This is a genomic window from Variovorax sp. 01N425 (genome assembly GCF_056399465.1).
Genome location: NZ_JBFTRJ010000004.1, coordinates 152,554 through 165,159 on the forward strand (window position 1 = coordinate 152,554; position 12,606 = coordinate 165,159).

Annotated in this window: 13 protein-coding genes; 10 read left to right on the forward strand and 3 right to left on the reverse strand. The window is 66.0% G+C overall.

Features of this window, described 5'->3' with window-relative positions:
- Positions 1–63: 63 nt before the first annotated feature.
- Together AC1DSC_RS08540 and msrA are read left to right on the forward strand one after the other, a co-directional pair.
- Positions 64–315 carry a pentapeptide MXKDX repeat protein gene (locus AC1DSC_RS08540; RefSeq protein WP_012748092.1) on the forward strand — a complete coding sequence of 84 codons (252 nt, stop codon included), beginning with the start codon at positions 64–66 and terminating at the stop codon, positions 313–315.
- A 92-nt stretch (positions 316–407) separates the two neighbouring features.
- Positions 408–1,109: a peptide-methionine (S)-S-oxide reductase MsrA gene (msrA, locus tag AC1DSC_RS08545; protein WP_436287763.1), complete on the forward strand. Its 702-nt coding sequence runs from the start codon at positions 408–410 to the stop codon at positions 1,107–1,109.
- Positions 1,110–1,115: 6 nt separating this feature from the next.
- Here msrA and AC1DSC_RS08550 read toward each other — a convergent pair whose 3' ends face one another.
- Both AC1DSC_RS08550 and AC1DSC_RS08555 read right to left on the reverse strand, forming a co-directional pair.
- A complete protein-coding gene (locus tag AC1DSC_RS08550) occupies positions 1,116–2,147 on the reverse strand; it encodes a class I fructose-bisphosphate aldolase (RefSeq protein WP_436287764.1) in 1,032 nt (343 codons plus the stop codon).
- Positions 2,148–2,202: 55 nt separating this feature from the next.
- Entirely contained in the window at positions 2,203–3,375 is a 1,173-nt protein-coding gene (locus AC1DSC_RS08555) for an NAD(P)/FAD-dependent oxidoreductase (protein ID WP_012748095.1), read from the reverse strand.
- An 89-nt stretch (positions 3,376–3,464) separates the two neighbouring features.
- On the opposite strand from AC1DSC_RS08555, the gene AC1DSC_RS08560 reads away from it, so the two are divergent.
- The 4 genes from AC1DSC_RS08560 (at position 3,465) to AC1DSC_RS08575 (ending at position 6,368) form a co-directional block, all read left to right on the forward strand.
- The gene (locus AC1DSC_RS08560; protein ID WP_012748096.1) at positions 3,465–4,358 is read left to right on the forward strand and encodes a LysR substrate-binding domain-containing protein; all 894 of its coding nucleotides are present in this window, start codon (positions 3,465–3,467) and stop codon (positions 4,356–4,358) included.
- A gap of 220 nt (positions 4,359–4,578) precedes the next feature.
- Entirely contained in the window at positions 4,579–5,250 is a 672-nt protein-coding gene (locus AC1DSC_RS08565; RefSeq protein ID WP_436287765.1) for a peptidoglycan recognition protein family protein, read from the forward strand.
- Positions 5,247–5,810, forward strand: coding sequence for a hypothetical protein (locus AC1DSC_RS08570; RefSeq protein ID WP_436287766.1), 564 nt, complete (start codon positions 5,247–5,249; stop codon positions 5,808–5,810). The genes AC1DSC_RS08565 and AC1DSC_RS08570 overlap by 4 nt, the downstream gene beginning before the upstream one ends.
- Before the next feature lie 99 nt (positions 5,811–5,909).
- Positions 5,910–6,368, forward strand: a complete 459-nt coding sequence (locus AC1DSC_RS08575; RefSeq protein WP_012748099.1) for a GNAT family N-acetyltransferase — start codon at positions 5,910–5,912, stop codon at positions 6,366–6,368.
- Positions 6,369–6,390: 22 nt separating this feature from the next.
- Here AC1DSC_RS08575 and AC1DSC_RS08580 read toward each other — a convergent pair whose 3' ends face one another.
- Entirely contained in the window at positions 6,391–6,843 is a 453-nt protein-coding gene (locus AC1DSC_RS08580) for a MerR family DNA-binding protein (protein WP_436287767.1), read from the reverse strand.
- A gap of 245 nt (positions 6,844–7,088) precedes the next feature.
- Here AC1DSC_RS08580 and AC1DSC_RS08585 point away from each other — a divergent pair, with 245 nt between their 5' ends.
- The 4 genes from AC1DSC_RS08585 to gsiB all read left to right on the forward strand — a co-directional run bounded on the left by AC1DSC_RS08585 (position 7,089) and on the right by gsiB (position 12,541).
- A complete protein-coding gene (locus AC1DSC_RS08585; protein ID WP_436287768.1) occupies positions 7,089–8,054 on the forward strand; it encodes a MurR/RpiR family transcriptional regulator in 966 nt (321 codons plus the stop codon).
- Positions 8,051–9,013, forward strand: a complete 963-nt coding sequence (locus AC1DSC_RS08590; protein WP_436287769.1) for an isoaspartyl peptidase/L-asparaginase family protein — start codon at positions 8,051–8,053, stop codon at positions 9,011–9,013. Before AC1DSC_RS08585 ends, AC1DSC_RS08590 begins: the two co-directional genes overlap by 4 nt.
- 25 nt (positions 9,014–9,038) lie before the next feature.
- Entirely contained in the window at positions 9,039–10,916 is a 1,878-nt protein-coding gene (locus AC1DSC_RS08595; RefSeq protein WP_436287770.1) for a dipeptide ABC transporter ATP-binding protein, read from the forward strand.
- A 71-nt stretch (positions 10,917–10,987) separates the two neighbouring features.
- A complete protein-coding gene (gsiB, locus tag AC1DSC_RS08600; protein WP_436287771.1) occupies positions 10,988–12,541 on the forward strand; it encodes a glutathione ABC transporter substrate-binding protein GsiB in 1,554 nt (517 codons plus the stop codon).
- Positions 12,542–12,606 lie beyond the last annotated feature (65 nt).

Consider the following 12,606-nt stretch of genomic DNA (forward strand, 5'->3'; position numbering starts at 1 on the left):
GCCGTGTTCCCAGTGGGACCGCGCCATTCTCTTGAAAATGAAACCTCAACTGGAAGATTCCGAATGAACAAGCTCACTGCAACCCTGTTCGCAACCTGCATCGCCTTTGCCGGCGCCTCGGCCTTCGCCGCCGACGACATGGCGAAGGACGGCATGGCCAAGGATTCCATGGCCAAGGACGGCATGAAGAAGGATTCGATGGCGAAGGACGCCATGTCCAAGGACGGCATGAAGAAAGACGGGATGTCCAAGGACGGCATGAAGAAGGACGGCATGTCCAAGGACGCGATGGGCAAGGACGAGATGAAGAAGTAAGCAGCAGGGGTACGCGGCATTGACGCCCGCCGCAATCGGCGGCAATGTCGCTTCCACCGGCCTGGCCTCCAAGCCTCCTTCAAGGACAGCACATGAGATTCCCCGCACTCACCGCAGGCATGCTCGCCGCCGCGGTGCTGGCTTGGCATGCCGCACCTTCGGTCGCAGAGCCGGCCCGGCGCGTGCCGGCGGCCGCGGTCGACCTCGCCGCCCCGCCCACCCTGAAGTACGACACCGCCGTGTTCGCCGGCGGCTGCTTCTGGGGCGTGCAGGGCGTGTTCCAGCGCGTCAAGGGCGTGAACAACGCCGTGTCGGGCTACGCCGGCGGCGACGCCAAGACGGCGCGCTACGAGGACGTGGGCTCGGGCCGCACCGGCCATGCCGAGGCGGTGCGCATCACCTACGACCCGCGGCAGATCAGCTACGGCAAGCTGCTGCAGATCTATTTCTCGGTGGCGCACGACCCGACCCAGTTCAACCGGCAAGGGCCGGACGTCGGCCCTCAGTACCGCTCCACCGTTTTTGCCGAGAACCCTGAACAGGCCCGCGTTGCGAAGGCCTACATCGCGCAGCTGAACCAGGCGAAGACCTTCAACAGGCAGTTGGCCACCACCATCGAAATGTCGAAGCCCTTCTATGCGGCCGAGGCCTACCACCAGGACTTCCTCACGCGCCATCCGAGCCACGAGTACATCGTGTTCAACGACCTGCCCAAGATCGACGACCTGAAGAAGCTGTTTCCCGAAAGCTACCGGCCGACGCCGGTGCTGGTGAATGCGGCAAAGGGCGGCTGAAGCCCCTCAGCCGGGCGCCGGCGCATCGGCCCGCGCATCGTAGGCGCCGCGGCGCGCAGCCTGGTTGCAGCGGGCACGGTGCACCAGCGCCTGCTGCGCCACGGCAACGTTGGCGGCGTCGCCCTTCCAGGCGTCCAGCGCCGGCTGCTGGACCGCGCGCGAATACGAAAACGCCAGCGCCCATGGCAGGCGCGAACCGGCTCTCGCATTCATGGCATTCAACCGGGCCGATGCCAGCTGCGCCGACTGCCCGCCCGACAAGAAGGCGATGCCCGGCACGGCCGCGGGCACGGTGCGCCGCAGGCACGACACCGTGGCGTCGGCGACTTCCTCCACGCTCTCCTGCTTCGGGCTGTCCTGCCCGGGCAGCACCATGTTGGGCTTCAGCAGCATGCCTTCGAGCAGCACGCCCTGCAGGCGCAGCTGGGCGAACACCGCATGCAGCGTCTCCTCGGTGATTTCCGCGCAACGCGCGAGGGAATGGTCGCCTTCCATCAGCACCTCGGGCTCGACGATGGGCACAAGCCCGGCCTCCTGGCACAAGGCTGCGTAGCGGGCCAGCGCATGGGCGTTGACCTCGATGCATGCACGGCTCGGCAGGCCGGTGCCGGGCGTGATGACGCCGCGCCATTTGGCGAAGCGCGCGCCCATGCCGGCATATTCGGCCAGCCGTTCGCGCAGGCCGTCCAGGCCTTCGGTGACAGTCTCCCCGGGGTGGCCCGCCAATGGCTTCGCGCCGGTGTCGACCTTGATGCCCGGAATGATGCCCGCGCCGCTGAGCACCGAGACGAAGGACGCGCCCGATTTCGTCCGCTGGCGCATGGTTTCGTCGAAGAGGATGGCGCCGCTGATGGAGGCGCCGAGGTTCGGCGCGGTGACGATCAGCTCGCGCCAGTCGCGCCGCGCGTCCTCGGTCTGCGGGATGCCCAGTTTGGCAAAGCGCTTGTGGCAGGTGGCGTTGCTCTCGTCCATCGCGAGCAAGCCCTTGTCGCCGGCGACCAGCGCCCGGGCGGTGTCGATCAATGCCTGTGCAGTCATGATGATGAGACCCTCACTTGCTTGGAAAGATCGTACGCCTCCACCCGCGCCGAGGCTAGATCACGTTTTTCTCGACGAGCGGCCGGTTCTCCAGAATCCGCGCGAACGACACCGGCGACAGGTCGAGGCTGCGGTATTTGCCATAACGGATGAGTTCCGCCACGCCGCGCCCCGCCGCCGGGCACTGCTGGAGCCCGTGCCCGGAAAAGCCGTTGGCAAAGAACAGGTTGTCGCAGTCCGGATGCAGGCCCAGGATCGCGTTGTGGTCGAACAGGTTCATCTCGTAGTAGCCGGCCCACGCGCCGGTCATGCGGATGGCCTCGAAGGCGGGCACGCGGCGCGCCAATGCGGGCCAGATGAAATCGTCGAAGACGCGGTAGTCGACTTCGAGCGGTGCGTCGTCGCGGTCGCGGTCCTGGGGCGGCGCAAAGCCGCAGATGAAGCGCCGGCCTTCGGGGCGCAGCCAGATGCCCGAGGTGTCGATCACCAGCGGGCAGCCCGGCAGGGTCTCGGGGCACGAAAAGCTGAACACCATGCGGCGGCGCGCGCGCACCGGCAGATCGATGCCGGCCCAGCCCGCCACCCTCGCGGCCCAGGCGCCGGCGGCATTGACCACCACGTCGGCCTCCAGCACGTTGCCGATGTCCAGTTCCACGCCCGCCACCACGCGGCCGCTGCGCTTCAATCCCGTGGCCTGCGACTGCACATAGCGCGCCCCCTGCGAAATGGCTTTCTTGCGAAAGGCCTGCAACAGGCTGTAGCCGTCGTACCAGCCCTCGCCCGAAAGGCCCAGCGAGGCCAGCGCAATGCCCTCGGCCGACATCCATGGAAAGCGCGCCTGCAGCGCGTCGGGCGCCAGCAGGACCACATCGACGCCGTGCGCCTTCTGCACCGCGTGGTTCTCGCGCAGCACCTCGACGCCCTCCGGCGGCGTCAGGTACAGGTAGCCCGGCTCGACCAGGCCGATGTCGGGCACGTTGTCGCCGACGCGCAGGTTTTCGCCCAGCTGGCGGAAGAAGTCGATGCCGTAGAGCGACATCTCGATGTTGATGGCGCTCGAGAACTGCTGCCGGATCGAACTGGCCGACAAGGCCGACGAGGCCTGCGTGTAAGAAAAATCGCGCTCGACCACGGTGACGTCGAACGGCTCCTCCTGCGGATCCCGGTTGAGAAAATAGGCGATGGCGGAGCCGATGGCACCGCCGCCGATGATCACCACACGACGCATGAAATTCCTTTCTTGCTGTTCGCCGACAGATCCAATCCGGGCGAGCCGCCGCAAAAAAAAACGCGAGCCCGGCACGCAGAATAGCAACGATGAGAAAAGACATTCCCAACCTGGGTGCCTTGCAGGCCTTCGAGGCCTCGGCGCGCCTGGGGAGCTTCACCCGCGCGGCGGCCGAACTCGCGCTCACGCAAAGCGCGGTCGGGCGGCAGGTGGCCACGCTCGAGCAGCGGCTGGGCGTGGCGCTGTTCTCGCGCGTGCGGCGGCGCCTCACGCTCACCGACACCGGGCGCGAGTACGCGGCGCGCATCCGCCGCCACCTCGACCAGATCCGGCGCGACACGCAGGAGATCAGCGCCGGCCACGACATGGGCTTCGTGCTCGAAGTGGCCGTAGTGCCCACCTTCGCCACGCAATGGCTGATCCCGCGGCTGCCCGATTTCAGCCGGCGGCACCCCAACATCACCGTCAATCTCTCGGCGCGCTCGCAGCCCTTCTCGTTCCAGGAGAACGCCTACGACGCGGCCATCTATTTCGGCGACCAGTTCTGGCCCGGCACCCAGGGCGGGCTGATCTTTTCCGAAGGCCAGATGGTGCCGGTCTGCAGCCCCGCCTTCCGCGATGCCAACGGGCCGTGGGACGAATCGGCCTTCGAGCGCTGCCGCCACGTGCACCTGGGCACGCGCGCCCATGCCTGGCGCGACTGGTATGCGCAGCAGGGCTGGGACTACACGGTGCACGCCTCGCGCGGGCCGCGCTACGAGCTCTTCACCATGGTGACCGCCGCCGCGGCCGCCGGCATGGGCGTGGGCCTGGCGCCGCGCATCCTGATCGAGCGCGAGCTGCGCACCGGCGAGCTCGTGATCCCGATCGACCGGCACCTGGAGGTGCGCCAGGGCTACTACTTCGCCTACCCCGAGGGCCGGCCGGCCTCCGGGGCGCTGGAGCACTTCGAGCGCTGGGTGCTTGGGCTCGCGCCGTCCTAGACGGGATTGGGATTGCGCTCGAGGAATCCCTGCTGGTGCCAGTACTCCGCGCTGTCGAACATGTTGATGCGGACCAGGAGTAGTTAACAAAGCCTTCACTGAGTCCCGTTCGGAGGCCTGTAGCATGTGCCGCGAGAGGCGATCTGTGCGCGGCGTCTGATCCCGCAAGAAACGCCTCTCAAGAGAAAACGACAACTAATAAATTTTCAGGAGGAACCACATGCTTGTCGAAATTGACGAAAACGGAATGATTAGTCACGCGCGAGTCAGAAATGCTCGCAGCCCCGTAATCGAACGAGGCAGGCGAACCGGCGCAATCACGGGCATCGTCGTGCATCAGACCGATGCCGATACCTCGGCGTCTTCATTGAACAGCTACAAGCGCCCGAAGGCGAATGGCGCGCACTTTCTCATCGATACGGATGGAACCATCTATCAGACCGCTGCAATCTATCAGCGCACGAATCACGTCGGACCGCTGAAGGCGAGATGCCTCGCCGTAGGGGCCGCAATGCCGTGCAACCTGCGCGACTATGCGAATGCAGGAGTGGAAGGAATGCATCGCATTGAAATGCGCAAGCCGCCCAGTGATCGTTATCCGAGCAACGTGGAGGCCATCGGGATAGAGATGGTTGGCAGGGCAGCGCTGCCGGTAGGCTTCAAGCCAATTGGTGAACCAGCAAAGTGGACGCTCGAAAGACAACGAGGTGAGTTCGGCATATTCGCTACCCCGACTGCGGCTCAAAATCTATCTCTCTCCTGGCTTGTCAAGGCGCTTGAAGATTCCATGCAGATTCCTTCGAGTGAAATCTTTCGTCATCCCGTGGTCAGCAGAAAGAATCCAACGGAAGCGCGAGGCGCAAACTGGAGTCTTCCCGTACCAACGCCATGAACAAGACCCATATTCTCGCGACCGTGGCGGCGCTGATCTTGGCCGCAGTCGGGTCCCCGGCGCGGGCGGCCGACAGGCGCTATCCCCTCGCATATGTGCAGAAAGTGGAGATCACAGAACCTTCAGGCCGAACTGCCTGGGAAGACAAGGACGTCCTTGACTGCGACGATGTCGTGCTGACAGAAGAGGATGTCCGCTTTGCCTTGCAGCACATGCGCAGGGTTTCATGGAAGGCCTACAACCCCGAAAACACCGACACCACGGGGTGTAAAGGGAGCGTGCTCGTTACCTTCCAGAACGGGAAGGTCCTCGCCATGGGCGTTGAGCCCACGGGGCGGATCAGCACCCAAGAGTACGACGCAAAGATGAAGCTCGCGGCCAGTCCACCGGGCTTCTACGATTGCGCTCCTTGCGGCGAACGCAAGATGGCACTCCTGAAGGACGCGCTGTATCGCGCGCACGAGCGAGCGCTGAGGAAACTGGCAGCCGAAGGGAAATTTCCGCCTGACGAGGTAGAGCGCCGGTTGAAGTGGTTCCGGGAAAGCCGCGAAAAGCCCTGACGCGCCCACCACCGCAAAACTTTCCCAAACCTGCTTCTGCGGGTTTTCTTTTGGCCCCCGGGCCACCATAAGATTCCGTGAACCAATGAAGTCGTCCGCATGAACATTGCCCTCGAACGCCCCGGCCAACCCGACGTCATCCAGCTCATCAATGACCTCGATGCGTACCAGAAGCCGCTGTACCCGCCCGAGAGCCACTACGGCATCGACATTGCAGCGCTGTCGGCGGCCCACGTGCTCTTTGCGGTCGCGCGCGACGAGGCCGGCACGGCCATCGGCTGCGGCGCCCTGGTCATGAACCCCGGCTACGGCGAACTCAAGCGCATGTACGTGCGCCCACAGAGCCGCGGGCAAGGCGTGGCCGCGAAGGTGCTGGGCTTTCTCGAAGCCGAAGCAGCGGCATGCGGATGCGCCGTGTTCCGTCTGGAGACGGGCGTGCACCAGCCCGAGGCGCTCGCGTTCTATGCGCGCGCGGGCTATGCGCGGCGCGAGCGCTTCGGCGACTATCCCGACGATCCGCTGAGCGTGTTCATGCAGAAGGAGAAAGCGGCGGCATAACCCGCTGCGCGGGCCGGCCGGCTCACCGCGCCTCGCAGCCGGCGAACCCCTCAAGCCCGGCCAGCTCATCCAGGATCGGGCATTCCGGACGCTCATCGCCTTCGCAACAATGGGCCAGGCGCTCCAGCAGGCGCTGCATGTGCGCAAGCTCCTCGATCCGCTGCGCGAGGTCGTCGGCCCGCTCGAGCGCGACGCGCTTCACATTGAAGCTCGCGCGATGTCCGTCGCGCCACAAGGCGTGCAGCTCGACGACCTCCGGTGTTTCGAAACCCAGCGCGTGCGCCCTTCGCACGAAGCGCAGCGTCGGCACGGCGCGTTCGTCATAGCGGCAGCCATCGCCGTCGGTACGCGCCAAGCCGTCGAGCAGTCCGAGCGACTCGCAGTCGCGCAGCAGTTGCGCAGATGCGCCAGACCGGGCAACAAGGTCCGCAACCGACAAGCGTGTCCCAGCAGCCGGTACCGTGGGATGTTCCATGGAATTCTCCTTCCAGAGCCAACAAAGAACAAAGTCTCGGCCTTCACACCGTGGGAGAGTCAAGAAGCCGCATGGTGGACTTCCAAGATGAAGTCAGGGTAATCCCTTGGTTTCACGCCAAAACCCCTCGTTCCTGGCCCGCTACTTGCGATATCGTTCGAAAATGACAGAAAATTTTCTTATCTGACATATATTTGTAAATTCATTTTCATTACGCGCACCCTTCGAGGTGCATCGCCCGCCCCATGAGCACCAACGTCGACACCAATGGCACCACCGTGGCCCAGCGCATTGCGCAGGCGCTGCCGCGGCTGACGCGTTCGCACCGCCAGGTGGCCGACTTCGTGCTGGAGCACCCGCTGCAAGTCGCCACGCTGCCGATCGACGAGCTCGCGGCCGCGGTCGGCGTGTCAGTGGCCACGGCCAACCGCTTTGCACGGGCGCTGGATTTCGACGGCTACGCCACCTTCCGCGCCGAGCTCGTGCGCGGCTTCGAATCGCTGGTGGCGCCGGTGGAGCGGCTGCGCGGCAACCTGGAACATCCGACCACGGTGGCCGAGGTGTTTGCCACCGCGCTCGACGAGAGCCGGCGCAACATCGAGGCCACGCGCCAGTCGCTCGACTACGCCGCCTGCGACGCCGCGGTGCAGCGCATCCTGAAGGCGCGCTCGATCTACATCGGCGGCTTCGGCGCCAGCGCCTGGCTCGCGGGGCTGCTGCAGCACGGGCTGGACGGCAGCTGCAACGACGTGCGGATGCTGTCCAGCGTCAGCGGCGTCACGCATGCGGCGCGCACGCTCACGCACGCCGGCCCTCAGGACCTGTTCATCGGCCTGACCTTTCCGCGCTACCTCACCGACACGGTGGCGCTGGCGCAGATCGCCAAGGGCCAGGGCTGCGCCGTGCTGGCGCTGACCGACCGTCCGAGTTCGCCGCTCGCCCCGCTGGCCGACGTGGCGCTCTATTGCCAGACCGAGACCAGCTACCGGCCGAACTGCGAAACCAGCGTGCTGGCATTGATCGAGGCACTGACCAGCGCGGTGGCGCTGCGTGCGCCGCGCGCGGTGCAGTCCGCGAGCCGCATCCTGCAGGCGGTGCGGCCCTGGCTGCATGGCGCGCAGGGCCTGCCGCGGGCGGAAGTCTCCTCGGCACTGCCCGCCGGCGCGGCACCGGCCGGGGCCACCAGGAAAAAGAAGAAAGCCTCCTCATGAAGAACAACAGCATCACGCCCGTCATCGCCATCCACGGCGGTGCCGGCACCATCAGCGCCGCCACCACCAGCGCGGCGCAGGCGCAGGCCTACCACGACGCCTTGCGCAAGATCGTGCAGGCCGCGCAGGCGCAGCTGCTCAAGGGCGCATCCGCGCTCGACGCGACCTGCCTCGCGGTCGAGCTGCTCGAAGAGTGCCCGCTCTTCAACGCGGGCCACGGCGCAGTGTTCACGCACGAGGAAACCCATGAACTCGACGCCGCCGTGATGGACGGCGCCACGCTCGCGGCCGGCGCCATTGCCGGCGTATGCCACGTGCGCCGCCCGGTGCGCGCCGCGCGTGCCGTGCTGGAGGACGGCGCGCACGTGCTGCTGGCCGGCGCGGGCGCCGAAGCCTTCGCGCGCGAGCACGACCTTGAAATGGTCGAGCCCTTCTTCTTCTCCACCGAGGCGCGGCGCCAGCAGCTCTACCGCGTGCGCGACACCGGCCGCGTGGTGACGGACCACGAAGGCGCGGCCATGACACCGCCGCTCGACGAGGACAAGAAACTCGGCACCGTGGGCGCGGTCGCGCTCGACATGCACGGCCACCTGGCCGCGGCCACCTCGACCGGCGGCATGACCAACAAGCGCGTCGGCCGCATCGGCGATTCGCCGCTGATCGGCGCCGGCACCTATGCCGACGACCGCACCGCCGCCGTGTCCTGCACCGGCAGCGGCGAAATGTTCATCCGCGTCGCCGCCGCCTACGACATCTGCGCCCGCATGGCCTATGGCGGCGCCACGCTTGAAGCGGCCACGCACGCCGTGGTGCACCAGTCGCTGCCCGCCATCGGCGGCACCGGCGGGCTGATCGCCATCGACCGCCACGGCAACCTGAGCCTCGCCTTCAACACCGAAGGCATGTACCGCGGCCACGCGCGCGGCGACGAGGCACCCGCAACAGCCATCTTCGCCTGACACGCACACGTTTTTTTCTCGCACCATGTCCTCCCCTTCCCTCGCCCTGCCAGACGGCCGCGTTCTCGCCGTCGACGATCTCACCGTGCGGTTCTCGACCTCCGAGCGCACGGTCGATGCGGTCAAGAACCTTTCCTTCCACGTCGACCATGGCGAAACGCTCGCGGTGGTGGGCGAGTCGGGCTCGGGCAAGTCGGTGACTTCGCTCGCGCTGATGCGGCTGGTGGAACACGGCGGCGGACGCATCCTGGGCGGAAGCATGGCGTTTCGCCGCCGCAATGGCGAAGTGCTCGACCTCGCACAGGCGCGCGACACCGAGATGCGCAACATCCGCGGCGCCGACATCGCGATGATCTTCCAGGAGCCGATGACCTCGCTCAACCCGGTGTTCACCGCCGGCGAGCAGATTGCCGAGGCCATCCGCATCCACCAGGGCAAGAGCAACACGGCCGCGCGCGCCGAGGCGCTGCGCATGCTGGAGCTGGTGCGCATTCCCGAAGCGCGCAACGTGCTCGACCGCTTTCCGCACCAGCTCTCGGGCGGCATGCGCCAGCGCGTGATGATCGCGATGGCGCTCTCGTGCAAGCCGCAGCTGCTGATTGCCGACGAGCCCACCACCGCGCTCGACGTGACCATCCAGGCGCAGATCCTCCAGCTCATCCGCGAGCTGCAGAAGGAGATGCGCATGGGCGTGCTCTTCATCACGCACGACATGGGCGTGGTGGCCGAGATTGCCGACCGCGTGCTCGTGATGTACCGCGGCGACAAGGTCGAAGCGGGCAGTTCCGATACGGTGTTCGCATCGCCGCAGCACCCCTACACCAAGGCGCTGCTGTCGGCCGTGCCCAAGCTCGGCGCGATGCAGGGCACCGACCTGCCCGCCAAGTTCGAGCTGCTGCGCACCGAGGGCACGCCCGAGACGGTGCCGTCCACCCACACCACGCCGCAGACCACCGTGCGCGAGGGCGCGGGCCCGATCCTGCGCGTGCGCGACCTCGTCACGCGCTTCGACGTGCGCAGCGGCCTGTTCGGCCGCGTGAAGCGCCGCGTGCATGCGGTGGAAAAGATCAGCTTCGACCTCTACCCCGGCGAGACGCTGGCGCTGGTCGGCGAATCGGGCTGCGGCAAGTCGACCACGGGCCGCTCGCTGCTGCGCCTGGTCGAGAGCCAGAGCGGCGCGATCGAGTTCGGCGGCCAGAACATCCGCGAGCTGCCCACGCGCGAGCTGCAGGCCCTGCGCCGCAACATCCAGTTCATCTTCCAGGACCCGTTCGCCTCGCTCGATCCGCGCGTGACCGTGGGCTTCTCGATCATGGAGCCGCTGCTCATCCACAACATCGCCAAGGGCGCCGAGGCGCAGCAGCGCGTCGACTGGCTGCTGCAGAAGGTCGGCCTGCCGCCCGAGGTGGCGCAGCGCTATCCGCACGAGTTCTCGGGTGGGCAGCGCCAGCGCATCGCCATCGCACGCGCGCTCGCGCTCAACCCCAAGGTGGTGGTGGCGGACGAATCGGTGTCGGCGCTGGACGTGTCGATCCAGGCGCAGATCGTCAACCTCATGCTCGACCTGCAGCGCGAGCTGGGCGTGGCCTTTCTCTTCATCTCGCACGACATGGCGGTGGTGGAACGCATCAGCCACCGCGTGGCCGTGATGTACCTCGGCCAGATCGTCGAGATCGGCCCGCGCCGCGCCGTGTTCGAAGCGCCGCAGCACGCCTACACCCGCAAGCTGATGGCCGCGGTGCCGGTGGCCGACCCGTCGCGCCGCCACAAGCCGCGCGCGCTGCTCGAAGGCGAGATCCCGAGCCCGATCCGCGCCGTGGGCGACGAGCCCGACGTGCCGCCGCTGGTGCAGGTGGCGCCCGGCCACTTCGTGGCACGGCATGCCATCGGCGGCGCCTTCTGAGCGACCGGCAGATTTTTTTCAACCCGCAGGCCCTCCTGCTTTTTTTCTCGAACCGACTGGAGTTTCTTTCCATGAAGCAATCTTCTTCCTCCCTGCGATGGGCATCGGCACTGCTGGGCCTGGCCGCACTGGCTGCATCGGGCACGGCGCTGGCCGCGAAAGACGTGGTGCTGTCGATCGGCTACCAGCCCGAAACGCTGGACCCGTACAACACCAACACCACCATCACCACGGCTGTGACCAAGACCTTCTATGAAGGCCTGTTCCAGTTCGACAAGGACCTGAAGGTGCAGAACGTGCTGGCCGAGAGCTACGACGTGTCGAAGGACGGCCTGGTCTACACCATCAAGCTGCGCACCGGCGTCAAGTTCCACGACGGCACTGACTTCAACGCAGAGGCCGTGAAGTTCGTGCTCGACCGCGTGCTCAACCAGGACAACAAGCTGCTGCGCTACAACCAGTTCAACCGCGTGGGCAAAGTCGAGGCGCTCAACCCGACGACCGTGCGCATCACGCTGAAGGAGCCCTTCGGCCCTTTCATCAACTCGCTGGCCCATGCCTCGGCCGCGATGATCTCGCCCACCGCGCTCAAGAAATGGGGCAACAAGGACATCGCTTTCCACCCCGTGGGCACCGGCCCCTTCGAATTCGTCGAGTGGAAGCAGACCGAAGCCGTCAAGGCGAAGAAGTTCGACGGCTACTGGAAGAAGGGCTATCCGAAGATCGACACGGTCTCATGGAAGCCGGTGCTCGAGAACAACACGCGCGCCGCGATGCTGCAGACCGGCGAAGCCGACTTCGCCTATCCCATTCCCTATGAGCAGGCCGACCTGCTGAAGAAGAGCGAGAAGCTCGAAGTGGTGGCCACGCCGTCGATCATCACGCGCTTCCTCACATTCAACGTGATGCAAAAGCCTTATGACAACCCGAAGGTGCGCGAAGCCATTGGCTATGCCATCAACAAGGAGGCGCTCGCCAAAGTCGCCTTCAGCGGCTTCGCATTTCCGGCGCAGGGCTTCGTGCCGCAGGGTGTCAAGTTCGCCGAAAAGATGGCGCCGATCGGCTACGACGTCAAGAAGGCGAAGCAACTGCTCGCAGAAGCCGGCTATCCGAATGGCTTCGAGTCGGTCCTCTGGAGCCACTACAACAACACGACCTCGCAGAAGGTGATCCAGTTCCTGCAGCAACAGCTCGCGCAAGTGGGTATCAAGCTGCAGGTACAGGCACTCGAGGTAGGCCAACGCGCCGAATGGGTCGAAACTTGGGCCGATCCGGCAACCGCCAAGGTGCGCCTGTACTACGTTGGCTGGTCGTCTTCTACCGGCGAAGCCGACTGGGCGCTGCGCCCGCTGTTCGCCTCGGAAGCCTGGCCGCCGAAGCTTGCCAACTACGCGTACTACAAAAACGACTTGGTCGACGGCAATATCGCCAAGGCGCTCGTCACAGTGGACGACAAGGAAAAGGCCGCGCTCTACAAGGCCGCTCAGGAACAGCTCCAGAAGGACTTGCCACGCATTCCGCTGGTCACGGAGCAAAACCTGTCGTCGCATGCCAAGCGGCTCTCGGGCGTGTTCGTGATGCCTGACGGCAACATCAACATCGACGCAATTGCAGTGTCGAACTGATCGCCGCCTCTTCGTTTCCTGACTGACTGTCCGGTGGGCGGTGGCACTGCGCCATCGCCCGCTCG

Coding starts and splice junctions, on each gene's coding strand:
- msrA (WP_436287763.1), top strand. CDS start 408: ATGAGATTCCCCGCACTCACCGCAGGCATGCTCGCCGCCGCGGTGCTG.
- AC1DSC_RS08590 (WP_436287769.1), top strand. CDS start 8,051: ATGAAGAACAACAGCATCACGCCCGTCATCGCCATCCACGGCGGTGCC.
- AC1DSC_RS08570 (WP_436287766.1), top strand. CDS start 5,247: ATGAACAAGACCCATATTCTCGCGACCGTGGCGGCGCTGATCTTGGCC.
- AC1DSC_RS08560 (WP_012748096.1), top strand. CDS start 3,465: ATGAGAAAAGACATTCCCAACCTGGGTGCCTTGCAGGCCTTCGAGGCC.
- AC1DSC_RS08580 (WP_436287767.1), bottom strand. CDS start 6,843: ATGGAACATCCCACGGTACCGGCTGCTGGGACACGCTTGTCGGTTGCG.
- AC1DSC_RS08585 (WP_436287768.1), top strand. CDS start 7,089: ATGAGCACCAACGTCGACACCAATGGCACCACCGTGGCCCAGCGCATT.
- AC1DSC_RS08565 (WP_436287765.1), top strand. CDS start 4,579: ATGCTTGTCGAAATTGACGAAAACGGAATGATTAGTCACGCGCGAGTC.
- AC1DSC_RS08550 (WP_436287764.1), bottom strand. CDS start 2,147: ATGACTGCACAGGCATTGATCGACACCGCCCGGGCGCTGGTCGCCGGC.
- AC1DSC_RS08540 (WP_012748092.1), top strand. CDS start 64: ATGAACAAGCTCACTGCAACCCTGTTCGCAACCTGCATCGCCTTTGCC.
- gsiB (WP_436287771.1), top strand. CDS start 10,988: ATGAAGCAATCTTCTTCCTCCCTGCGATGGGCATCGGCACTGCTGGGC.
- AC1DSC_RS08595 (WP_436287770.1), top strand. CDS start 9,039: ATGTCCTCCCCTTCCCTCGCCCTGCCAGACGGCCGCGTTCTCGCCGTC.
- AC1DSC_RS08555 (WP_012748095.1), bottom strand. CDS start 3,375: ATGCGTCGTGTGGTGATCATCGGCGGCGGTGCCATCGGCTCCGCCATC.
- AC1DSC_RS08575 (WP_012748099.1), top strand. CDS start 5,910: ATGAACATTGCCCTCGAACGCCCCGGCCAACCCGACGTCATCCAGCTC.